The sequence below is a fragment of the Bacillus sp. ISL-34 genome (assembly GCF_018613325.1).
GTDB lineage: Bacteria > Bacillota > Bacilli > Bacillales > DSM-1321 > Peribacillus.
On sequence record NZ_JAGGQJ010000025.1, the window covers coordinates 173,008 to 194,115 of the forward strand.

23 protein-coding genes are annotated in these 21,108 nt (G+C 37.6%); 9 read left to right on the top strand and 14 right to left on the bottom strand.

Translation table 11 applies throughout. The features are described from left to right. Nucleotides 1-19: 19 nt before the first annotated feature. The 3 genes from J7E52_RS18185 to yneA form a co-directional block, all read right to left on the bottom strand. Nucleotides 20-253 carry a DUF896 domain-containing protein gene (locus J7E52_RS18185; protein WP_137020072.1) on the bottom strand — a complete coding sequence of 78 codons (234 nt, stop codon included), beginning with the start codon at nucleotides 251-253 and terminating at the stop codon, nucleotides 20-22. A 65-nt stretch (nucleotides 254-318) separates the two neighbouring features. Continuing rightward, nucleotides 319-975 carry a YneB family resolvase-like protein gene (locus J7E52_RS18190; protein ID WP_214749564.1) on the bottom strand — a complete coding sequence of 219 codons (657 nt, stop codon included), beginning with the start codon at nucleotides 973-975 and terminating at the stop codon, nucleotides 319-321. A gap of 19 nt (nucleotides 976-994) precedes the next feature. Beyond that, the gene (yneA, locus tag J7E52_RS18195) at nucleotides 995-1,306 is read right to left on the bottom strand and encodes a cell division suppressor protein YneA (RefSeq protein WP_214749567.1); all 312 of its coding nucleotides are present in this window, start codon (nucleotides 1,304-1,306) and stop codon (nucleotides 995-997) included. Nucleotides 1,307-1,461: 155 nt separating this feature from the next. Here yneA and lexA point away from each other — a divergent pair, with 155 nt between their 5' ends. Continuing rightward, a complete protein-coding gene (gene lexA, locus J7E52_RS18200) occupies nucleotides 1,462-2,085 on the top strand; it encodes a transcriptional repressor LexA (RefSeq protein WP_214749570.1) in 624 nt (207 codons plus the stop codon). A 475-nt stretch (nucleotides 2,086-2,560) separates the two neighbouring features. Here the strand turns inward: lexA and J7E52_RS18210 are convergent, their stop codons facing one another. From J7E52_RS18210 to J7E52_RS18220, 3 genes are all read right to left on the bottom strand, one after another. Next, entirely contained in the window at nucleotides 2,561-3,940 is a 1,380-nt protein-coding gene (locus J7E52_RS18210) for an MFS transporter (RefSeq protein WP_214749573.1), read from the bottom strand. Nucleotides 3,941-4,023: 83 nt separating this feature from the next. Continuing rightward, nucleotides 4,024-5,043, bottom strand: coding sequence for a quercetin 2,3-dioxygenase (locus J7E52_RS18215; RefSeq protein ID WP_214749575.1), 1,020 nt, complete (start codon nucleotides 5,041-5,043; stop codon nucleotides 4,024-4,026). Between the two features lie 91 nt (nucleotides 5,044-5,134). Beyond that, nucleotides 5,135-5,710, bottom strand: a complete 576-nt coding sequence (locus J7E52_RS18220) for a TetR/AcrR family transcriptional regulator (protein ID WP_214749577.1) — start codon at nucleotides 5,708-5,710, stop codon at nucleotides 5,135-5,137. A gap of 132 nt (nucleotides 5,711-5,842) precedes the next feature. Here J7E52_RS18220 and J7E52_RS18225 point away from each other — a divergent pair, with 132 nt between their 5' ends. Then, complete coding sequence (locus J7E52_RS18225) at nucleotides 5,843-6,160, top strand: hypothetical protein (RefSeq protein WP_286197867.1); 318 nt, start codon at nucleotides 5,843-5,845, stop codon at nucleotides 6,158-6,160. Between the two features lie 385 nt (nucleotides 6,161-6,545). Here J7E52_RS18225 and J7E52_RS18230 read toward each other — a convergent pair whose 3' ends face one another. Then, the gene (locus tag J7E52_RS18230; RefSeq protein WP_286197885.1) at nucleotides 6,546-8,078 is read right to left on the bottom strand and encodes an esterase/lipase family protein; all 1,533 of its coding nucleotides are present in this window, start codon (nucleotides 8,076-8,078) and stop codon (nucleotides 6,546-6,548) included. A gap of 723 nt (nucleotides 8,079-8,801) precedes the next feature. Beyond that, nucleotides 8,802-9,026, bottom strand: coding sequence for a helix-turn-helix transcriptional regulator (locus J7E52_RS18235; protein WP_101221641.1), 225 nt, complete (start codon nucleotides 9,024-9,026; stop codon nucleotides 8,802-8,804). 134 nt (nucleotides 9,027-9,160) lie between these two features. On the opposite strand from J7E52_RS18235, the gene J7E52_RS18240 reads away from it, so the two are divergent. Beyond that, complete coding sequence (locus J7E52_RS18240; protein WP_214749583.1) at nucleotides 9,161-9,799, top strand: LexA family protein; 639 nt, start codon at nucleotides 9,161-9,163, stop codon at nucleotides 9,797-9,799. Between the two features lie 416 nt (nucleotides 9,800-10,215). Here the strand turns inward: J7E52_RS18240 and J7E52_RS18245 are convergent, their stop codons facing one another. Then, nucleotides 10,216-10,905 (bottom strand): N-acetylmuramoyl-L-alanine amidase, encoded by a 690-nt coding sequence (locus tag J7E52_RS18245; RefSeq protein WP_214749586.1) that lies wholly within the window; start codon nucleotides 10,903-10,905, stop codon nucleotides 10,216-10,218. 617 nt (nucleotides 10,906-11,522) lie between these two features. Between J7E52_RS18245 and J7E52_RS18250 the strand changes: the two genes are divergently transcribed. Further along, a complete protein-coding gene (locus J7E52_RS18250) occupies nucleotides 11,523-12,443 on the top strand; it encodes an aminoglycoside phosphotransferase family protein (RefSeq protein WP_286197869.1) in 921 nt (306 codons plus the stop codon). A gap of 209 nt (nucleotides 12,444-12,652) precedes the next feature. Further along, complete coding sequence (locus tag J7E52_RS18255) at nucleotides 12,653-12,895, top strand: CotD family spore coat protein (RefSeq protein WP_286197886.1); 243 nt, start codon at nucleotides 12,653-12,655, stop codon at nucleotides 12,893-12,895. 73 nt (nucleotides 12,896-12,968) lie between these two features. On the opposite strand, the gene J7E52_RS18260 is transcribed toward J7E52_RS18255, so the two are convergent. After that, the gene (locus J7E52_RS18260) at nucleotides 12,969-13,430 is read right to left on the bottom strand and encodes a GNAT family N-acetyltransferase (RefSeq protein ID WP_214749591.1); all 462 of its coding nucleotides are present in this window, start codon (nucleotides 13,428-13,430) and stop codon (nucleotides 12,969-12,971) included. A gap of 227 nt (nucleotides 13,431-13,657) precedes the next feature. On the opposite strand from J7E52_RS18260, the gene J7E52_RS18265 reads away from it, so the two are divergent. Continuing rightward, the gene (locus J7E52_RS18265) at nucleotides 13,658-13,813 is read left to right on the top strand and encodes a hypothetical protein (protein WP_214749594.1); all 156 of its coding nucleotides are present in this window, start codon (nucleotides 13,658-13,660) and stop codon (nucleotides 13,811-13,813) included. 99 nt (nucleotides 13,814-13,912) lie between these two features. On the opposite strand, the gene J7E52_RS18270 is transcribed toward J7E52_RS18265, so the two are convergent. Further along, on the bottom strand, nucleotides 13,913-14,053 hold the full coding sequence (locus tag J7E52_RS18270) for a hypothetical protein (protein WP_214749597.1): 141 nt from the start codon (nucleotides 14,051-14,053) through the stop codon (nucleotides 13,913-13,915). An 881-nt stretch (nucleotides 14,054-14,934) separates the two neighbouring features. Between J7E52_RS18270 and J7E52_RS18275 the strand changes: the two genes are divergently transcribed. Beyond that, on the top strand, nucleotides 14,935-16,155 hold the full coding sequence (locus J7E52_RS18275) for a GAF domain-containing sensor histidine kinase (protein WP_286197887.1): 1,221 nt from the start codon (nucleotides 14,935-14,937) through the stop codon (nucleotides 16,153-16,155). A 185-nt stretch (nucleotides 16,156-16,340) separates the two neighbouring features. Here the strand turns inward: J7E52_RS18275 and dnaN are convergent, their stop codons facing one another. Next, on the bottom strand, nucleotides 16,341-17,471 hold the full coding sequence (dnaN, locus tag J7E52_RS18280) for a DNA polymerase III subunit beta (RefSeq protein ID WP_214749604.1): 1,131 nt from the start codon (nucleotides 17,469-17,471) through the stop codon (nucleotides 16,341-16,343). A 273-nt stretch (nucleotides 17,472-17,744) separates the two neighbouring features. On the opposite strand from dnaN, the gene J7E52_RS18285 reads away from it, so the two are divergent. Together J7E52_RS18285 and J7E52_RS18290 are read left to right on the top strand one after the other, a co-directional pair. Then, entirely contained in the window at nucleotides 17,745-18,074 is a 330-nt protein-coding gene (locus J7E52_RS18285) for a DMT family transporter (RefSeq protein WP_286197871.1), read from the top strand. A 25-nt stretch (nucleotides 18,075-18,099) separates the two neighbouring features. Continuing rightward, nucleotides 18,100-18,447, top strand: coding sequence for a DMT family transporter (locus J7E52_RS18290; protein ID WP_214749607.1), 348 nt, complete (start codon nucleotides 18,100-18,102; stop codon nucleotides 18,445-18,447). Between the two features lie 185 nt (nucleotides 18,448-18,632). Here J7E52_RS18290 and treR read toward each other — a convergent pair whose 3' ends face one another. Next, nucleotides 18,633-19,346 (bottom strand): trehalose operon repressor, encoded by a 714-nt coding sequence (gene treR / locus J7E52_RS18295; protein WP_214749609.1) that lies wholly within the window; start codon nucleotides 19,344-19,346, stop codon nucleotides 18,633-18,635. Nucleotides 19,347-19,377: 31 nt separating this feature from the next. Further along, nucleotides 19,378-21,048 carry an alpha,alpha-phosphotrehalase gene (treC, locus tag J7E52_RS18300; RefSeq protein WP_286197872.1) on the bottom strand — a complete coding sequence of 557 codons (1,671 nt, stop codon included), beginning with the start codon at nucleotides 21,046-21,048 and terminating at the stop codon, nucleotides 19,378-19,380. Nucleotides 21,049-21,108 lie beyond the last annotated feature (60 nt).

Consider the following 21,108-nt stretch of genomic DNA (forward strand, 5'->3'; position numbering starts at 1 on the left):
GAATGTTTTATCAGAAGCATTAATGTAAGTTTCTTTTTTCTTTTATATTTTTTATCTTTTGAGGAGTGACGTCATTACCTTCGGGATCGACGACTTTCACATGCTCCAACGTATCGGTCATGGACTTTCTGAAAGTTTCCAAATACTCACTTCTCAATTGGGTTTGCTCTTTCGCCTCAACTTCCGTCAAACCTTCAGCCTTTGCCTTTTTAGAAAGTTCATTAATACGGGCTATTTTTTCTTTTGATAACATAATTTCGCTCCTTCATAATCTCCGGATATTGTCATGGTATTAAAAAAAAAGCGAAATTACAAGTTCTATGATTGACTTTCCTTTGCATTCATTTGATGTTCGAGAAAACGCCTGTTCACAGTGGCCTTGGAAACATTGTATCCAAAGCCCCTTAAAGTGGCTGCGATTTCTGCAAATGTCAATCCATTGGCCCGAAGTTTAATAATTTCTTCAATAGGAATCTCCATACGGTCCCTTCCAGTGGAATTCCTTTGATTCTGAAGATTTTTTTGAGGACGGTACCCTTTTTCAACGGCTCTTATCATCCCGCGCTTTATTTTAAGATTATGTAGTTTCCTTTGATATTCTTCTACAATACCGACTATCTGGATGACCATGGCATCCGAATCCGATAACTCAAGCTCCCCATCGTGTGAGAGCGTATAAATTTTCACACCTTCTTTAAGGATGACATGGAAAAGGGCAATTTTGGCATTCCCTCTTCCCAATCTTGTTTCGTCCTGGATTAATAGTACTTCAGCTTCTTTAGTTTTAAATAGTTCGAGCATGTCAAAAATGCCATCCCGATTCAACTCATAACCACTTGCCTGTTCTTTTATTATGGAAATGACTTCAACATCCATCTTTTCTGCCAATTTGACTAATTCATCTTCCTGCCTTGCCAATGATGTTTCCTGTGACTCTTTTTCTGTGCTGACCCTACAATAGATTACCGCCTTCATAATACCCTACCTTCACTACTTACTGCTCACTGGCCAAATTCTGGACAATTTCTTCCCCTTTAACCGGAATGACGATGACTTGACCAGGTTTAATTGAATCCGCCCTGACTCCATTATGCTCTTCTATCCAACCAATGAATTCTTTTTTTGTCAAATTTGCTTCTTCATATTCTTCGGCAATTCCCCATAGGGTATCACCTTCACTTACTTCTATAGAAAGGAAATCCTTTTTTGGATCATTGTTCAATGTACAAGAGAATAAAATTGAAAAGATGAATACAGATCCCGCTAATAGAATCGTATAAATATAATTTTTGTATAAATTTTTCATAAATATCCCTCCAAAGCGAATGTTCGTTCGTATGTTATGGTCAAATTATAATACGAACGTTTGTTTCAGTCAACAAGAAAATTCGAACTTATGTTTGTATAGAGTTGGGGGCCATGCTATAATGTAGCAAAGAACATTGGGGAAGAGGTGCACAAATGACTAAACTATCAAAACGGCAGCAAGATATTCTTGATTTCATTAAAGAAGAGGTCCGCCAAAAAGGGTATCCACCTTCCGTACGGGAGATTGGCGAAGCGGTGGGACTTGCTTCAAGTTCAACAGTACACGGACATTTATCCCGCCTGGAAAGCAAAGGCCTGATTAGACGTGACCCAACCAAGCCAAGGGCCATTGAAATCATGAATTTGGAGGAAGCGAACAATATTCCAAAAGCCAATGTCGTGAACGTGCCGTTACTTGGTAAAGTAACAGCGGGAATGCCGATAACGGCCATTGAGAACATAGAAGAATACTTTCCGCTTCCCGAAAGCATGGTTCCGCATGATGACCATGTATTCATGCTGGAAATCATGGGTGAAAGTATGATCGAAGCAGGAATTCATGATGGAGATTATGTCATCGTGAAACAACAAAGCAATGCCAATAATGGAGATATCGTCGTGGCCATGACGGAAGATGATGAAGCCACTGTAAAACGATTCTTTAAGGAACCGGATTACATAAGGCTTCAGCCTGAGAACTCGAATATGGAACCAATTATTTTACGAGATGTTTCGATACTTGGAAAAGTAATAGGCTTATATAGACAAATACACTAAAAGCGCTAATCGCGCTTTTTTTGTTTGTTTAATTTATGTCTTGAATTCTCTCAATATGCTTATGGAAGAGTAGATATTGATATATTTTTTAATAGAATCAAGTTTTCATGGGAATTTAAACATCCTTTATAACGGATGGAATTTATTCTAGCGCCCAGATAAAATTCATTTCACTCTTAATCTTTGGTTCACTTTAATGGGGTTAAGATCGACCAAACCGTTCCACTGTTGAATCTGCACTTGTGTAGAACCGTATGCTTTTGCAAACGCAGAGACGGAATCCCCTTACTTGACAATATGATAAACCTCTTCAATGCTTGCATCATATTTAGTTAAATCGCTTGTTCCGATAAGGTTCACCAGTTTTTCTATATATTGGATCCGAGACGTACCCCGCATTGGTTTTCTGTAATCTTTTTCTCCATATATTTATATACAACAAAACAGGAGTTCAATAAATTGACCCCTGCTTTTATTAATGACTTTTTATAGTTTCTTTTCGAAAGTTACTCATATAAATTAAGGTAACAATCACAATTAAAATTGCAAGAACGACGTAGATATTACTGTAGTTTAAACTATTGTGATCTAACAAAAATGGATTAAGTTGAAGACTTGCATTTTTAACTTCTAATGCTTTACTAATTAGTGTAGTAGCTGTAGCCCCTGCGATAAAGTTCATCATCATATAAATGCCCATACCTACACCTGCTTGTTCTTTTGGTAGCGAACGTGACACATTATTACCTAATGCAATTTGAATAAATGTTTGACCAACATAAGCAAAAATAAGCACAATCATAATGATATATGGAGAGGAACCTGCAATAATTGACAAAATCCCATATCCTAAAAAGAAACATAATAATGCTGTGTATGCCACAAATCCATTTCCTTTTTGATCCGCGAGCTTCCCGCCTTTTCTCCCTAGGATAGCTGCAAGAGCCGCCCCAGGAAACATTACAAGTCCACTAAGCATTGGAGACAGCCCATTAACCCCTTGAAGTAAAAGAGGTGTAAGGTACGGTATACCAAACCCAATCCCAGAACTTAGAGCTGAGACAAGTAGCCCCGCAGAGAAAGTTCTATTTTCAAATAAATTCCCTTGTATGAAAGGATTTTGAGCCACTCGAATTCTCCATAAAAATAAAACAAAGAAGACAATTCCGATAAAAGCAAGTAATAAAGACCCTTGCGTAATAGCTAAAAGAAGCAAAGCAAGTGTTCCGGCAAGTAAAACGGCTCCAATCAAATCTGTTTTATTTTTTACCTTTTCTTCCTCATTATCTAGAAAAACTCTAAAGAACGGAAGCGTCAGGAGAATAAGCAGCGAAATGACAAAGAGATAGCGCCAACTTATAAAGTTTGTCACAAGTCCCGCAACAATGGGACCAACAGCTGTTCCAAAGGCTGTCGCTGAGGATGTAATCCCTAATGCTCTTCCTCGTTTTTCAGGTGTAAAATACCGAGTTGGGATGATCATGGATGTAGCCGGCATGATAGAAGCTCCCATCGCTTGTATGATTCGTCCTGCTAAAACAAACGAAAAGTTTGGTGCTAAAAAACCCATTAAAGATCCAAATGCAAAAATGAGCAGACCAACTGTTAATAAATTTTTCAACTTGTATTTATCAGCGAGCTTTCCAAACATGACAGATCCAATGGCATAGACAATAATATATCCTGTCACAATCCATCCTGCCTGTGATGGTTGCAGATGAAATTCATTTGTAATAGTAGGTAGTGCAATGTTAAACATGGTCGAGTTCATGACCGAAATTACCATTGCAAATGCTAAAATTAAGATAAGTTTTCCTTTTCTTTTTTCATTCATTTCTATCAGATCTTTTTTCATTTTTCTCCTTCTCTCTAATCTGGAATAAAGGTTGATTAATTAAGGCTAGAGAGAAATTTTTTCTCTCTAGCCTCATCATCTTCTTATCCTTTATTTTGATCTGCCATCTTTAAATCGAGGTTATGAATGTTTGCAATTACTCGATCAAAACGTAGTGGCTGAGGATCAGCTGGGAAAATATGATGCTCATATAGATCTCCCAAAGTACGGAAGAATGGTTCAAATAGACCTGAAACAAGTACTCCTACCATCTTAGTATAAGGAGAATCCAGACGGTATGAATGAACAGTGTGAGCAGGAACGTGAAGGAAATCTCCTGGGTTTAGCTTAATTTCCTCTCCATTTGCCCACATTGTCATTTGACCTTCTAGGCAGTAAAACGTTTCTGTATGATGCTCATGATAATGATCAACAATCCGGTCACCTTTTGGACCTTCCGATGAAACAACGATAAATTGTCCATCGGTATTGGTCTGAGCTGCCACAATTCGGTGAAGCTGGTCACCGGTTAAAAGGCGATCCCCTTCTCCAGACTCAAGGACATACGGGACAACTTCATCAGGACGTTTTGAATTTGCCACAAGTTTTACTTCAGTTTCTAAGTTTTCCTCGTTCGATACAAACTCAATATCAGAAACTGCTGCAGCTTGTAAGAAGCGCTCGTAAGACAATTCTTCTGCAAATGGAGGATGCTCTACATACTGATAAGGTGTACCAATTTCAGCATAATAGTTCGCAACTTTCCCTTTCGTTGTATATGAAACAAAACGAGTGCGATGACTTTGCATTTTATAGCCGTGGGTCGTATCTGCTGGAATATGAGCGTAGTCACCCGATACAAGAAGGTGCTTTTCTCCATTAAGGATAAGTTCTACTTTTCCGTCTAAAACTAAAATGCCTTCATGCGTTTCTTTATGAAGATGAAGAGGGAAAGAATCTCCTTTTCCACCTGAAAATAAGACAATTTCAAACATATCCCCTGTACTTTTTCCATTTGCCATAACTGTCGCTACTTGTCGTCCAAAGAGATAGCGAGGACCTTCCCCATTTCGTAGTATATAAGGCAGTTTTTCTTCTGGTAATTTATTAACTAATGATGTCATTTAATCCCCTCCTTATAAATAGACCATTCTACATAATTATTGTACCGACCGGTCTATAAGTTTTGATTATAAAGTAAAGAGTAACAAAATGCTACCCTTTTTTTTGTACAATCACTGGAATTTGCTTTGAAATAAGTAAAAGTGGCTGTTTATCTTTATGAGCTAGTGAGAACATAATACCGCCTTCAATCATTGAGTTAATCGTCATTCCAAGCTGTTCTGCTTCTTCATGTTCGAATCCATGTTGGATTAACTTTTTTGCAAACACATTTGCCCAACTCTTAAAAACTTCAACACATGTACATCTTAGAGGCTCACTTATTAAGGCTGTTTCACTAGCTAACAAGCCAACTGGAATTCCCTCAACATTTTCTGGGTCATTAAACTGGCTGGCTGTTACGCCAATAAAATGTTGGATGGCTTCAACAGGATCTAAGATTTGGGCCATACTTTCTTTGATTTGTTCTTCAATAGATCTTCCTGTATATTTTACAGCCTCAATGGCTAGTTCTTCTTTTCCATTTGGAAAGTGATAATAAACAGAACCACGAGGTGATCTGCTCTCTTTTATAATTTGATTCAAACCTGTTGCGTGATACCCTTGAAGTTGGAAGAGATATGCAGCAGTTTGAATAATTCTTTCTCTTGTCTCCCCTTTGACTTTCATTAAATTTCCTCCTACTAATTATGAAGACCAATCGGTTTAAGTATAGAAAACGGTAGCTAAAAAGTCAAAAATCGCTCATATTTTTATATGTTCCCTGTCTTCTTTTGGTTTAGTCTATGATGACCTTCTTCTGTGAGTGCTTTTACTGCAACACCAGCAATATCAACTTCATGGAATCTAGCGGTTAAACTAACAGAAAATGCAGTGATAGCCATTCCTGCCATCATGATTCTTACTCAACTTATTAGGTCATGTTTCATATTCATCCAAAATTCATCCCTGCCATCGCTTTGGTTATTGGCTAATTCATTTCCATTTTCATTGCCATCGACATCATTTGGTTGCAGGAATTTAAACGGGATGGTTCATGGCTATGCAAGCATTGACAAGTACGTTGAACTCAAAACTGGTATTTTATCTTATAAAGAATCTTATCAAAAGGCGGAATAAATCAATACGGCTGTCACTCGTTGAAATTCATAAAATCTTTTATTGCCAGGGAACCTGACTTGGTTATATCACCCTCCCCCCACTTTCATCCAAAAAAAGACCCTCTCATTTAAGAGAAGGCATTAGTTTGGACAAAAAAAGACCTAGTTATCCTTCATGAATTATTTATATGGGATGAAACCCTTAATAGATTGAAGAAATTTGCAACACTCCTGCCGAATAACTGGCTAGCCGAGACCCCACAGGCGCTTTCAGCCGAGGAGGCTTGGCAGACAGTCGGCAGAATGGGAGCGATTTCTGAAATCAACTGGATCTTTTTTTAAGAATAGAACTGTAGGCAAACTTCGAATTTGTCTACAGTCTGATACCCTCAAATAAGAGAGCACTACTTCTCAATATAGACCGAACGAATAAGCGTCCGGGTTCTTTCAGTACCATCCACATTTTTTTCCTTGACATCTATCGTTACATTATAAACACCTGACTTAGGTACTTCTGGAAGGGTGCCAGTAAAATTTTCGGTATCCATTACCTTAATTGAGCTTTTTTCACTAATTTCATTACCTGTTTCATCTATTAGATGAACCAAAAATGTTGTGCTGATTGGCCTTTTTTTATCATTCATTGGGTTTTTTATTAAAAATTTTGCATCTTTTTGCTTAACTTTACCTGCCATACTTAATGTAATGGGATTCTTTTCGTTAAATTGTGCTGTAAACAGGTAGGCGTCTTTGGGCGATTTAGTCTTCATTCGAACTTTCCAATCACCAATTTCAAGGTTGTTTCTATTGAATGATTGGATGGTTGCACCATTAAAAAAGGAAGATTCATTTTTGGCTGAATGAACCTTTAAGGAAGGTGAATACTTTTTATTGGATGGAGAAATCAATTCAACCTCGACATCATTTGAGGCTGTATAAATGTTTATATTACCTGGAGCTGCTTCATTTACATGGAAGCTTTGTTCGATCCAGACATTCTGTTTCAGGACATCACCCAGTACGGTTTGAGCGAGTGCGGTTGTGATGACATTATCTTCAACTCGTTCTTTATAATTGACATTATATTCAGGAATCCCAGCGGTGGAAGTGCTTCTTAAATATGGTTCAATTCTTGAAAATACAGCTGAACCGACCCGAATATGGTCGTGGTCAAAGTTGGGATCTGAAAATAAATGTGTTGCATAGGGTATTTTTGTACTCCATACATTCACTAGACCATCATTTTCCCCATATGAGGATAAATATTGTCCACCCATTGATAAGGCTGATAAAGCCGGGCCTCTGTTCAAGCCTGCCACAGTGAAATACATGTTTTTACGAGAATTAACATGGTTATCGGTGACAGAACGAAATTCCGCCATTTTACCAACTTGTAAAGAATAAGTTCCCTCATCTTTTTGACCTAATAGGGAACCGAGCCAGCCCGCATACCAGCTATAAGCCAAATCAGCTAGGTGAGAACCATGATGAGGGGAAGCTAAAGTGATCACCCTTCCAACATATTGGTGTGCTCCATAGTGTACTAGGGCCGCTTGGGTATCTGGGCCCCCTTTGCTGTGAGCGATAATATTTACTTTTTCGCCCCCGAAATGGTTACTGATTTCTGAAAGCATTTGAGCTAAAAGCCTTCCATTAGCATATTGGCTCACTGATCCATTTCCAGCTGAATCATGAAGCTGAACAAAAACAGTTTGGTAGCCCGCTTCATATGCCTTGGTATACATATCATTGACACCATGATATTCCGTTTCACCGTACCAGCTGGTTGAACTGCCGTTTTTGCCTTGAACAAACACGATCGGCGGTTTCTTTGTATCAAGATTGGGAGGAATGCTTCCAAGAAACCAATCCCCTGGACTGAAAGTTTCGGAAGGAGGCATCAATTTTCCTGCTGAGGAAATGTCTGGCTTAGCCATAATTAAAATGGTTAGAATGAGGACAAGAAAAACGACATAATTGATTACATTCCTTTTCAATTGTTATCTCCTCCAATATCAAGTGGAATTTTTTCGAACTCATCCTATTATCAACGCCCTCCTTCCAGTCCTTCATTAGTATATATTTGTACTTTTGCATACCATTACCTGCTATCTTCATAAAGATGGGAGAAAAAAACTAGAAGAAGTTCATAAAAAATGGAGATATAGTATGAAGATTCGCCTTCAATTCAATTTATGTATACAGTCATTTTCCATTTATGAAAATATACTTATGGAGGAAATCCTTATATCGATGCTGTATGTTCACGAAGAAAAAGAGAATAAGCCCTTCTCCTGCAAAGGATATAGGGCTTGAATTTTTTTATGATCGTCCAATTATTATTCTTCGAATTTGCCACTGTCCAATTGCTCCTATTCATGGTGTTTTGAAGTCCATCCTCATTAAGTAAATCGTTGAAAAAAATTCTTTCACAGCAATTGGCTGCGATATTTAGCTCCTTTAAGTACTCCCCACCACCCTACATACCCATATCTCACAATGAGAACTGGATAAATATTATCAGGGATAACTCGTCCTTCCGATTGTACAATTTGTTTATATAATTTTCCTTTCCCCTTTTTCCCCCTCTTTCCATCATTACTTAAATCTTGTCCCAGAAATGGCTACTTTGGTGAAGAAACGCTGATACACTTGACCCTTCAACTACATTTGAAGTGTAGGTGAGGGTCAAAAAAAATGATATCGTCGATCGAGAACCCTACACATTCAGCAAACAAATAAGCCTTATCGATTCGCAAAGGAATCTTATATTGCTCATAGTCAATGTAAGTCCTCTTGGCCATTTTCAGCACTTTAGCCATTTCTTCTTGTGTTAAACCCTTATACTTCCTCGCTTGTTTTAGTGTGAACTTAACGTTTGTCATATCTTGTCACCACCTATCTAAAAAAATAATATCACACTTGAAGTATAGTTACCAACATTTTTTCGTAAAATTCACGCACTTTAAGTTTACTCACTTTCACTCATGGTGTATATTCAAGTAAGAGGTGAAGAAATATGCACATTGGTGAACGGATTAAAATGTTAAGAAAAGAAAGAAAAATGACACAAGAAGATTTGGCAAATATATTAAAGGTGGCCCCAACGGCAGTATCAGCTTGGGAATCCGGACGGAATAAACCTTTAATGGATAAATTGAGCATGATGTCCACATGCTTTGAAATACCGCTATCCCACCTCATTGAAGGAGCACCTATCGTTAAAAATACTCCTGGAATGGAATTTCTAACTGAAAAGAATGTTAGATTAATTGGAGTCTATGGTAATATCCCTGCTGGGGAGCCTAATTTCACCAACGAATATATAGAAGCCTATATGCCGACATTAAATTCGATGCTAAAATCGAATAAAGAATATTTTTTCCTTAGAGTGAATGGCAATAGCATGAACAAAGAATTCAGTGACGGATCATTGATTCTCGTTGAAAAAACAACCTACGTTGAAAACGGAAAAATTGGAGTGGTCTTGGTAAATGGTCACGATGCTACGGTCAAAAAAGTGAATATCGTTGAAGAAAACATCACACTCACCCCCTGCAGCACGGATCCTTTTTATGAAGAAAAAACCTATAACATCAAAGATGATAGAGTCCGAATTTTAGGAAAAGTGGTTCAAGCCATTAAAATATACGATTAATATCATTTAGAGGGTTTCAAAATAAAAAAATAATGAGCAACAATACATAGATACAATTCCTTCAGTTCTCTTATTTGCTGATACATATTAGGTAAAAGCCATCATGGTTTGTGCTTTTTAGTATGGATCCTTTTTATATGTCTTTACAAAGAATCCATTTAAATTTGTGTCAGCCTATAAAAAAGCATACCTTACATTAGTAAAGGAGTAGAGATCAATAATATTTTCGTCATTTTATTCCCCTTTCACTTCTTCCGCTAATATCCAAGTACTCAAATAGGACATTAGAATGTACTCGTTATTTCATTACATGAATTTTTCCTGAACAAGGAAAAGCCCCTCTCTTTTTGAGAAGGGCTTCCTGCGTGGTGTGCTTCTGGAAGTTAAAAATAATTTAACCATCAACTATTACTTATTCATTTCACCCGCAATTTCTGGTTTACTGTAATGGTGTACTGACTGTCAAGACCGTTCCAATCTTTAATTTGCTGAACCGTACTTCCATAAGCAATGCTTAAGGAGTATACGGTGTCACCACTTACGACAGTGTGGTATACAGCTGTACTTTTCTTTGTAAGATTGAAGCATTTAACTAAACCGTTTACATGTCCGCGAGCCAGTAATTCGATAAAGGATGCCGTTTTCAATTTGGCTGCGTCATTGACATTATCGATAAATCCATTTTCAGTCAGTAGTGCAGGCATGTCGGTTTCACGGAGCACATGTAAATCTCCTGTTTTTTGTCCTCTGTCTTGGATGTTGATAAGCTTCATGACCTCTGAATGAATATGATCTTGATACGTTTTCGTAATCTGGTTAGTGGACGTATAAATGTAATCCTCGTACCCAGTGCCTCCGCCGGCATTAATGTGGATGGAGAGATAGAAGTCAGCTCCCCACGCGTTTGCTGCATTCGTCCTATCGTTTAAAGAGGGGTACGTATCTTGGGTCCTGCTCATTTTTACAGAAACGTTATTATATTCTATTAATAATATATCTTTAATTCGAGTTGCAATGGATAAAGTTAAATCCTTTTCTCTCAATCCATTCCCCACCGAGCCTGGATCCGTACCGCCGTGGCCGGGATCAATAAATACTTTTACCATTTCTATCACCTCTATTAATCTTATGTTACGTATCAAAGAGTGCTTGTACACATAACTATCGATTAAAGAAATTTCAAAATAAAGAATTCTTCTTCTCGGCTACAGTTCCAAAAAAAATACACCCCTAAAGGTGTTGGCATTATATGATGACATTCGCCAGGCCCCCTAGCGAATGTCCAACCAATAAGTATGGAGGTTCAAACCCCACGATAGTTAATGCTTCACGTAAGTGTTAACAATACTTATCGCGTCTTGGCTTGCCTTCCGTTTATCGCTGCCAGCAACACCTAAGCGATTATAGGAAAATAAAGAGTATGCTTCCGAAATTGCCGGTAGTATTTTCATCCAACCCTCTATCGGTCCAGAGCCACCGTTAATCAACTATATTTGGTTTGCCTTTTCCACTAATATTATATTGTAACGTCCCATTTGGTGGTTCCACTTTACATTTTTCTATTTTCAATGTCCACACCTCACTTTGTATAGATTACTCTACGTGTCTAACAAGCTATTGGTTTCATTTGTTGAAGTTCTAACATAATGCCTTAATTTTTACGTAGGTTATCTGGAAACTTATCCTGTATAAGGTTAGCTTAAATTTTAAAAGGAGAGTTCGTATGATGAATGAATATGGTAAGTTTGAACAATTGGTTCAAAAGTTTGATCAAGGAAGCAAGCTAGTTCGCGCATGGGAATTAAAAGGCGGAATTTCTGCTCAGGTTACAGGACTTGAAATATTACGAGCTTCAGGGCGGATCATAAAAATGATCGTTCGTCAGCATGGTGATAATGACTTAAAACGGAATCCAAATGTTGCAGCAGATGAACACAAGCTCTTAGGGATATTGAAAGCTGCAGGTTTGCCTGTACCGATGCCATATTACCTCGAGCAATCGTGCGAGATTTTTTCCAAGCCATGCATACTTATCGAGTTTATTGAGGGCAAGTCAGAGTTCATACCCTCAAATCTTAATGATCATATCTTACAATCGGCAATCAATCTAGCAAAAATCCATCGTGTTGATTGTACGAATCTATCTTTATCATTCCTGCCTAAATTGGAGAATACATATATCGAGATGTTAAATAATAAAGATAGGGTAATCCTGGACGATACATTAAATCTGAGCTTGATTAGAGATTTATTAAAATCATTCATGCCTCTACCTTCCATGAATAAGGAAGTGATCCTTCATGGTGATTATTGGCCGGGAAACCTATTATGGAAAGAGGATAAACTAGTTTCCATAATTGACTGGGAAGATTCAGGCTTAGGGGACCCTTTGGCTGACCTTGCCAATAGTCAACTTGAAATTTTATATCATTTTGGAATGCAAGCGATGAATGACTTCACCAATCAATATAAATCGATGATGCCTGAGGTAAATTTTACAAACTTACCTTACTGGCAATTATTTGCCGCATTACGGTTATCTACATTTCCTGAATGGGGCTTGGAAAAGAGCAAAGAAGATAACTGGCGGAATAGACACAAGTCCTTTGTTCGTCAAGCGATTAACCGAATTCGTTTAAATTAATGCATAATCGATTTTTTAAAAATGAGTGAAAGATCTGATATGCCCCGGATATTTTTGATAAAGGCATTTATACTAGTCCCTTTATCATTTATTTTCATAAACTAACAATGACTTTCAAAAAAAATCCAGGAGGTGTTCCAATGTTTAATAAGCCCTGGAGGCATCCGAAAGGCGGTCAATGTCCACCACAATATTGCCCACCTCACAGTATGCCAACTCAGTATGATCCACCTCAAATCTCCCCAGCAAAGCAATATGTCAAAACTAATGTCATTAACACTGTCATTCCGGTTTTTCACCCGACACATACAACTACCGTGAATAAACACTTCATCACGTATAAACATAATTTTCCGCATACCAGAAGTGTCATGGCAGAATGTTATACCCAAAGCTTTGTTTGTGGAGTTCCTCAGCCCCCCCGTTTTTCGAGGAGAATGTTAAGATATTAATTAAAAAAACCCCGATTCGGGGTTTTTTTATTAATTCCTTCCGCCAACCTTTGAAAATTGACATTCAAAGGATTTACAACTGTCTAAATGCAAACTCCCTATACTTTTTAAAGTCTTGTTTTTGATAAAACTCTTTTGCAGCTATGTTTTCAAACCAATAATCCAGTTCAATTAAATCTATATCATTCTTTTTGGCAATATCATAGACCTCATTCATTAGTTTTTTCCCGTAACCTTTTTGGGTTTGATTTTCAACGATACTAAGCTGATGCACATATACTGATTTATACGCATTTTTAAAAGCGCTTTCTGGATAGTTCTTAATTTCAATCCATGCATAACCGATCGCTTCTTCATGTTCTTTTAAAATTAGAAAAACAAAACTGTTATTTGCAACCAAACTTTTGAAAGTTTCTTTCATTGCACTATAATTATATTCCTTAAAAAATTTAGGATATAGTTTTGCATGCAGATTGTGAACATTTCGATTTAATTTTGCAATTACTTCATGATCCCTGGTTTGACTAACATACATAATTATCCTCCTGTCTATATCCTGTGAATTTCTTTATACACACAACGTCTACATTCAAAAGTACATTCATTTATATAGGCCAGTCAATAGTCGTAAAGAAGAATCCCATTCCTTTAGAGGCAAAGTTCTTTTTTCATTCTGGGTAAAAAAAAAGATGCAAATAAACAGTTTCAACATACTAATAAATAAAGTGGAAAATTTCCTTAACATTCTGGAAGGTGATGATCATGACTTACCCTCTTTTTATTATGACTGGCATTAGTGGCTCAGGTAAATCAGCAACTTCACTGGAATTGCAGAAAATCATGGTGGATTTCAATGAATTGATATGGATCTTATCGTTAACAATGACGATTATCAAACAGCATGTGATAATTGGTTGAAAGTTGCCTATTATAGTGCTTATTCCGGACGTAATTCCGTATTATTCGGCAATGTACCCGATCCATATAATGTTGAAATTTGCGTCCATTACCCTTTATTTAATCCAGTTCATTACCTACATCTTTATTGTAACGGTGAAGCACGTACACAACGATTAGCGGCTCGTGGCAAATGGACGGCTGACAGCATAAAATATATGAATGCACGATCTGAGAAGTTAGTTCAAGAAGCCAATACATCTGTACCACCAATACCTACTTTAGACACTTCTACCACTTCGCCGCCCCAAGTCGCCAAGTTAATTAAACAATGGATAATGAAGAACTTGCCTAAATAAGAAAAATTTTATAAATTGATTCTAAGTGTAGCTACATCATCAATTTCAGTGACTAAAAAGAATTGACCATTGACTTCTAAAATACAAGGTGATTGCATTCATTCTTCCTCCTTTCTTTAGAAAGATAAAATAGTATATGAAAAATATATTAAAGTGTAATAGTTTAATAGTTTGATTTTAAGAGGAAATAATATGTTTGATTACTATGTTAATGGCATTAGGGGATTTCTTTTGTAAGTTAGAAGTGCCTTATTTCATTCGCGGACACTCTATTGGCGGTCAAGGTACCTTCTTGGAGCGTTCATTACATAGGAGTGATAAATCCTCCTGAAAAACGAATAGTGAGTATTTAGCTATTGTTGGATAACATTTTTACAATATATTCTATCGAGGTATATTTTAAAATAAATAATGTCTTTACAGAGGGTTTCCAACAGTGCTTAAACAACTTTAGCCGAATAACTTTTAATTAATTTCATATTCTACCGCTTTTCTATTCCTTAAATTCTTAGTAAAAAAATCTGCTACCCAGATGTCCTTATTGATGGGCATTCTGCACAACAAAAAATGGACAAATCCTTCATAATCCAATCCAACAGCGAACTTAATGTTATACTAAGTGGTATTCTGAATAATAAACAACATATTGGAAGCTATAGTGCCTTTCAATACAAGAGCTTCCCGGAGTTTTAAAGGATTACAATACCTTGATGAAATCTCAATATGTTGCCTTTACTGCACTTGGCAATCCGTATGACTTTGGAGGAATAATAATTGAACAATATGATAGAAATAAGCCAACTTGAGCGAGAGCGTATAAATGCTTTACAGCGGTATCAAATACTTGATACACCGCCAGATGGCGCTTTTGACAGGGTTACAGCTCTTGCGTCGCAATTACTAAACGTCCCCATCGCAATAACAAGCCTCGTCGACACGGACCGGATTTGGTTCAAGTCCCATCATGGTTTGGATGTGGAGGAAATAGATAGGGAGCCAGGGCTTTGCGCTTCGGCCATTCTTAAAAATGTTCCTTATATTCTTAACGATGCCAGTATAGACCCCCGATCATTGGCCAACCCTTTGGTTGCAGGTGAAAACGGATTTCGTTTTTATGCAGGCATCCCATTGAATACCCATGATAACCATAACCTTGGCGTGTTGTGCGTCATTGATTATAAGCCGCGTACGATTACAGAAGAAGAGCTGGATATTCTCAGGTCTCTTGCACAAATCGTCATGGATGAAATGGAATTGCGTCTGGCTTCACTTCAAATCAATAAACTCAGTAAGGATAAATCCGACTTATTGGCGGTCTTAAGTCATGAAATCAGAAACCCATTGAACGGGATTATGGGGATGGCAGAACTGTTACTATCAACTGAATTGACCGAAGAACAAAAAGAATATACAGAAATCATTGAAACGAGCGGAAAGTCACTGCTTACTGTGCTTAGTCATATATTGGATTATTCGAAAATGGATGAAGGTAAAATGGAAATGAACATTCAACCATTTGATATCCGTTCCTGTGTGGAACAGGTCATCCAACTATTCACAGCGGAAATCGATAAAAAGGGAATCCAACTAGTAGGGGAAATCGATTCAGATATTCCTATGGTATTATTAGGGGATGATCATAAGATTCGTCAAATCCTTGTTAATCTAGTAGGAAACGCCATTAAATTTACGAATAACGGGGAAATTAACATTGCCGTCGCTTTGATTCCCGATGAAAATAATCGTGATTTCGTTCGTCTATCCTTCACTGTGAAGGATACAGGAATCGGTATCCCCACTGACAAAATCGACGGGTTGTTTCATTCCTTCAATCATATGCTTCCGAAAGGATATGAGGAAATGTATAGTGGAACTGGATTGGGACTTTCCATTTGCAAACGATTGACGGAATTGATGGACGGACATATTTGGCTTGATGAGTCCAGTGAAAAAGGGTCTACCTTTGCCTTCGAAATTGATTTGCCGGCTTTAAACCAAGAATGAAAACCGTTATTTCAATAATCCATATGAATACAATGGGCCCAGATTTTTCTGGGTCTCTTTTTCTTGTTCTTTTTCATGATGAATGCATTTGACATTATCTCCACTATCCATCAACAACCATCCTTGTTTTTATTAACCCGCTGTTGCCGTTCACCCTGTAATTCGTTTTTTATATACTTTGTTCTTTAATATGTTCTCACTGGTGATATAAGTTGACGATAGGAGGAATTACCGCTTGGCTCTATTAAAACAGGTCTCATTGGACCACCAAAACTTAGCTTTACATCTTTTTCTTTAATCGCTTTTAAGGCATCCAATAAAAAACTTCCATCCAGTGATATACTTAACCCCGCTTCACCTCTGATTGCCTTGATGCTTTGCGTTTCTTCTATTTTCCCTAATTCCGATGAGTTAGAAGATATCCTTAGCTCACTATTATCCAGGATTTCTAAATGTACATTGTTATTTCTCCATTCACTTGCAAAAAGGCAGGCCCTATCAATACCCCTTAACAGTGTTTTGGTATCCAAGGTGATGATCGTTTTAAAATCTTTTGGCAGCAATCCTGATGCATTCGGATAATTACCTTCAATCAGCCTTGAAAAAAGTGAGATATTGTTTGATTTAAAGACGATATAGCTTTTTGTGATGAAAATATGTATGATACCCGATTCATCATTAATTAACTTGGTTAACTGATTAAGGCTTTTACTTGGAACGATGAAAGACCCATTCACCATCGATTCTAACGGAAGTTCTCTTAACGCTAAACGATGGGAATTTGTTGCAACACAAGAAAGCCTGTTTTCCCTGATTGACAAATTGACTCCTGTCAGAGCAGGTCTTGCCTCGCTTTTAGAAACGGCAAACACAGTCTGTTTTATGATTTCCAATAATTCAACACTTGGGATATTAAAATAACCTGCTCCATCTATTTGAGGAAGATTTGGATATTCACCGGACTGTAATCCATTTAAGTTCGTTACTATTTCATTTGATTTAATAGTAACTGATTGATTTTCGTTCAGCTTTAAATGGATGACCTCAGGTAATTTTTTTACGATTTCACTTAAATATTTAGCCGATAATACAACAGTACCCTTTTTATAAACCTCCAATTCCTTTACACCATCAATCGTTAAAGGAATGGTTTTTTCTATGACAATATCGGAATTACTACCAAGAAGGGATAAGCAATCGCTATTTGCCACTATCTTTATTCCTGATAAAATGGGTACTGGTGTTTTTATGGAAACGGCATGGCTGACATCTGAAATCGCCTTATTGAAACATTCTTTGTTTATTATAAATTCCATGAAATAAGTTCACCCCAATATAATCGTTAAAGGAATAATTCGACAAAATTCCTAAAAACCCCTGTTTAACCTTCTTATATGTTGCTTTCAGGTTCGAAGAAGCGGCTTATTGTATCACTTTCGGCCTAAGATTGAGAGTGAAAGGATATATTCTGCAATGACAGAGAATATGAAACTGACTATAGGTGGTATTGGTTTAATATGAGTCCTTTAGATGATAAGATTCATGGGGGAAGTGATTGAAAATAGATCAATATTTAGGAGGAGTTCATCTTGAATCCTTATGCATTTTTGGCAATAGCCATCCTAAGTGAAGTGTTTGGCAGTTCGATGTTAAAAGTATCAAACGGGTTTAAAAGGTTATTCCCTTCCATTGGTGTGGTAATTGGAATGGGTTTGGCTTTTTATTGCTTATCGTTATCATTAATAACCATACCGCTTGGAACGGCTTATGCGATTTGGTCAGGAATAGGCACAGCTTTAACGGCATTAGTGGGAGTTATCGTTTATAAAGAAGGCTTTAACGTGAAAAAATTTTTAGGTTTAGTCCTGATCATTGGAGGGGTGATTGTTTTGAAACTCTCTAGTGGTGACACTCATTAGCAATTTAGTAATCGGAGGTAATAATATGAAAGGATACATAGCTTTAGGAATATCAATCATTAGTGAAGTATTTGGTACGACCATGCTTAAGTTGTCTGAAGGATTCACTCATTCATTCGCTTCATTTGGGGTTATAATAGGATTTGGCATAGCATTTTATAGCTTATCTTTATGTCTTAAAACAATTCCGTTAAGCTTAGCATATGCCATTTGGTCGGGAATAGGCACAGCTTTAACGGCATTGATTGGTGTACTAATATGGAATGAGGCATTTAGTATCACTACATTAGGCGGCTTAGTATTAATCATTGGGGGAGTGGTTTTACTAAATGCTTCCCATACCTCCAAACAAGTGGAAGGAGAGTCAAACTAAGTTTGACTCTTCTTCTCTCCCCGCTCGTTCAAATTAAAAATGCCTTTAAAGACCCCCACTGCGGCCTTCTATTGAATGGGGCTAACTTTCAAGAATCTGACCTACCATTGAAGAAAACTCCCCAGTCTTTTTCCTGAATAACCTGATTCCGTTTCTTCCTTAGCTTGCCCTCATATACCATTCCTTCACCAAGTCCTTCGTGCAAAGTCCGTGAACTTGAATTTATCGGGTCTATGCCTGGATTCGCTATATTGAAACAAGCTTCCATCGATTAAATGGACCGTACTTTTCACAACTGCCACCATATCGAAGTCTTCAATGTCCAATAATTGTTTATCTTCCTCACTGCATGGCTCCACGGTGATTTCCTTGTTGGAAAAACCAATCTGGAGCCCTAGTTCCTTTTCGATATATCCATAAATCGAATCCTCACAAATTTCCTTTGTCAGGTTAGTTACGAACTCACTTTTGAAATAGTCTTTGTCCAGTATGATCTTCTTTCCATTGATTTGGCGTACCCGGAACACTTTCCACACTTCACCATCATCAGTTAAGTCTAGAAGCTTGGCCATGTTTGCGTCGGGGGTCTCAAGCTCCAACTTATGGATGATCGTTTTGGAATGCAAATTCAACTTTTCCACCATTTCTTTATAGGAAATCAACCCTGCTACAGGAAAATTAAATTTGCTGAAATCCAAGACAAAGGAACCCTTGCCTTTAATTTTATGGATATATCCATTTTGTTCAAGCAACTGTAAGGACTTTCTCACAGTATCCCTGGAGATGTCATACTCTTCCATGAAGCTGCTTTCGGAAGGAAGCTTTGAATTTGTCGGAAAGGTTCCTTCTTCAATTTTTGAAACGATATCACTATATAGCGATAGATATTTGCTGTTCATTTCATCACCACAATATATTTTTCTTAGTCTGCTACTCGTCCTTTTTCAACAAATAGACAACCGATTCATAGGGACGAAGGATAAAATTATCTGCAAGGTCTTTCGAATCGATATAGTTTGAGAGCAGGAGCTCAAAGTTGTATCCGGATAGATTTATATCCTTTGGAATTTCGAAGGACGCTTCTTTTGCATAAAAGTTATTGATGACCAAAAGTTTCTCGTCTTCATAACTGCGTACATAAGCGAACAATTGGTCATGGTCGCCAAGAATATCCTGATAGTCCCCATATGCAATGATATCATGTTTCTTGCGTAAGAATATAAGTTTTTGGTAATGATGAAAAATGGAATCCTGATCCGCCAGTGCGTGTTCAGCATTGATGATCTTAGCATTATCAGGCACTGCAATCCATGGAGTCCCTTTTGTAAATCCTGCATGCTCCGTATTTTCCCACTGCATGGGAGTTCGCGAGTTATCACGGGATTTAGCTTGAAGGATTTCGATTATTTCCTTTTCATCCTTGCCTCCCTCTTTTAAAATACTGTAATAATTAATCGATTCCACATCCCGGTATTGTCCAATATCATTGAATTTCGGATTGGTCATCCCTATTTCCTCCCCTTGATAGATATAAGGGGTTCCCCTAAGCATATGAATGGCTGTTGCCAGCATCTTGGCAGATTCCTTATGATACTCTTGATCATTCCCGAACCTTGATACGATCCTCGGCTGGTCATGGTTGCACCAGAACAGGGCATTCCACCCATTTCCTTCTTGCATCCCATATTGCCAGCTGCTTAGGATTTCCTTTAACTGCCTAAAGTCAAAATCTGCAAGTGACCACTTTTCCCCATCCTTATAATCCACCTTTAGATGATGGAAACTGAATACCATGGACAGCTCCTTTTCAACTGGAGATGAATATTTGATGCAATGGTCAATGGTCGTCGATGACATTTCCCCAACAGTCATCACCTCTTCATCCTTCCCAAAAGTTTCTTCGTTCATCTCTTTAAGGAATTGATGAATTTTGGGACCATCTGTATAAAAGCATCGTCCATCTCCATCTTTGTCATTTTCATAAAAGTCAGGTTTCGAAATAAGATTGATGACATCCAAACGGAAACCTTTAACACCTTTATCCATCCAGAAGTTTACTATATTGAAGATTTCCTGCCTTACTCTGGGATTTTCCCAGTTAAGGTCAGCTTGTGTCCGATCGAATAAGTGAAGGTAGTATTCATCATGTTCCGCTACATATTCCCATGCAGGGCCTCCGAATTTGGAAATCCAATTGGTAGGGGGCTCTCCATCCTTCGATTTCTTGAATATATAATAGTCCTTATATTCTTTCTCTCCAGCCAATGCTTTTTGGAACCATTCATGCTCTGTTGATGTATGGTTGAATACCATATCCAGCATGATTTGGATATCCCGCGAATTAGCTTCCTTCACCAATCTTTCGAAATCATCCATCGTTCCAAAAGCAGGATCAATGGATGTATAATCCGCAACGTCATATCCATTATCATTTTGCGGTGAACGATAAAAAGGGGTCAGCCAAATATAATCCACTCCCAGTTTATTCAGATAATCAAGTTTTTCAATAACACCATTTATGTCCCCGATGCCGTCACCGTTCGAATCCTTAAATGATTTCGGATAAATTTGATAGATGGTACTCTTTTTAAAATCCTTCATTGTAATTCCTCCTCTAATATCCCCGATGTATCTTTTGTAAGTATGGTAAAAAAGAGGGAG

What these genes read in the sequence shown, in the direction of transcription:
- J7E52_RS18185 (WP_137020072.1), bottom strand. Translation starts at nt 253, where the DNA reads ATGTTATCAAAAGAAAAAATAGCCCGTATTAATGAACTTTCTAAAAAG.
- J7E52_RS18190 (WP_214749564.1), bottom strand. Translation starts at nt 975, where the DNA reads ATGAAGGCGGTAATCTATTGTAGGGTCAGCACAGAAAAAGAGTCACAG.
- yneA (WP_214749567.1), bottom strand. Translation starts at nt 1,306, where the DNA reads ATGAAAAATTTATACAAAAATTATATTTATACGATTCTATTAGCGGGA.
- lexA (WP_214749570.1), top strand. Translation starts at nt 1,462, where the DNA reads ATGACTAAACTATCAAAACGGCAGCAAGATATTCTTGATTTCATTAAA.
- J7E52_RS18210 (WP_214749573.1), bottom strand. Translation starts at nt 3,940, where the DNA reads ATGAAAAAAGATCTGATAGAAATGAATGAAAAAAGAAAAGGAAAACTT.
- J7E52_RS18215 (WP_214749575.1), bottom strand. Translation starts at nt 5,043, where the DNA reads ATGACATCATTAGTTAATAAATTACCAGAAGAAAAACTGCCTTATATA.
- J7E52_RS18220 (WP_214749577.1), bottom strand. Translation starts at nt 5,710, where the DNA reads ATGAAAGTCAAAGGGGAGACAAGAGAAAGAATTATTCAAACTGCTGCA.
- J7E52_RS18230 (WP_286197885.1), bottom strand. Translation starts at nt 8,078, where the DNA reads ATGGCTAAGCCAGACATTTCCTCAGCAGGAAAATTGATGCCTCCTTCC.
- J7E52_RS18235 (WP_101221641.1), bottom strand. Translation starts at nt 9,026, where the DNA reads ATGACAAACGTTAAGTTCACACTAAAACAAGCGAGGAAGTATAAGGGT.
- J7E52_RS18240 (WP_214749583.1), top strand. Translation starts at nt 9,161, where the DNA reads ATGCACATTGGTGAACGGATTAAAATGTTAAGAAAAGAAAGAAAAATG.
- J7E52_RS18245 (WP_214749586.1), bottom strand. Translation starts at nt 10,905, where the DNA reads ATGGTAAAAGTATTTATTGATCCCGGCCACGGCGGTACGGATCCAGGC.
- J7E52_RS18250 (WP_286197869.1), top strand. Translation starts at nt 11,523, where the DNA reads ATGATGAATGAATATGGTAAGTTTGAACAATTGGTTCAAAAGTTTGAT.
- J7E52_RS18255 (WP_286197886.1), top strand. Translation starts at nt 12,653, where the DNA reads ATGCCAACTCAGTATGATCCACCTCAAATCTCCCCAGCAAAGCAATAT.
- J7E52_RS18260 (WP_214749591.1), bottom strand. Translation starts at nt 13,430, where the DNA reads ATGTATGTTAGTCAAACCAGGGATCATGAAGTAATTGCAAAATTAAAT.
- J7E52_RS18265 (WP_214749594.1), top strand. Translation starts at nt 13,658, where the DNA reads ATGACTTACCCTCTTTTTATTATGACTGGCATTAGTGGCTCAGGTAAA.
- J7E52_RS18270 (WP_214749597.1), bottom strand. Translation starts at nt 14,053, where the DNA reads ATGTATTGGCTTCTTGAACTAACTTCTCAGATCGTGCATTCATATATT.
- J7E52_RS18275 (WP_286197887.1), top strand. Translation starts at nt 14,935, where the DNA reads ATGATAGAAATAAGCCAACTTGAGCGAGAGCGTATAAATGCTTTACAG.
- dnaN (WP_214749604.1), bottom strand. Translation starts at nt 17,471, where the DNA reads ATGGAATTTATAATAAACAAAGAATGTTTCAATAAGGCGATTTCAGAT.
- J7E52_RS18290 (WP_214749607.1), top strand. Translation starts at nt 18,100, where the DNA reads ATGAAAGGATACATAGCTTTAGGAATATCAATCATTAGTGAAGTATTT.
- treR (WP_214749609.1), bottom strand. Translation starts at nt 19,346, where the DNA reads ATGAACAGCAAATATCTATCGCTATATAGTGATATCGTTTCAAAAATT.
- treC (WP_286197872.1), bottom strand. Translation starts at nt 21,048, where the DNA reads ATGAAGGATTTTAAAAAGAGTACCATCTATCAAATTTATCCGAAATCA.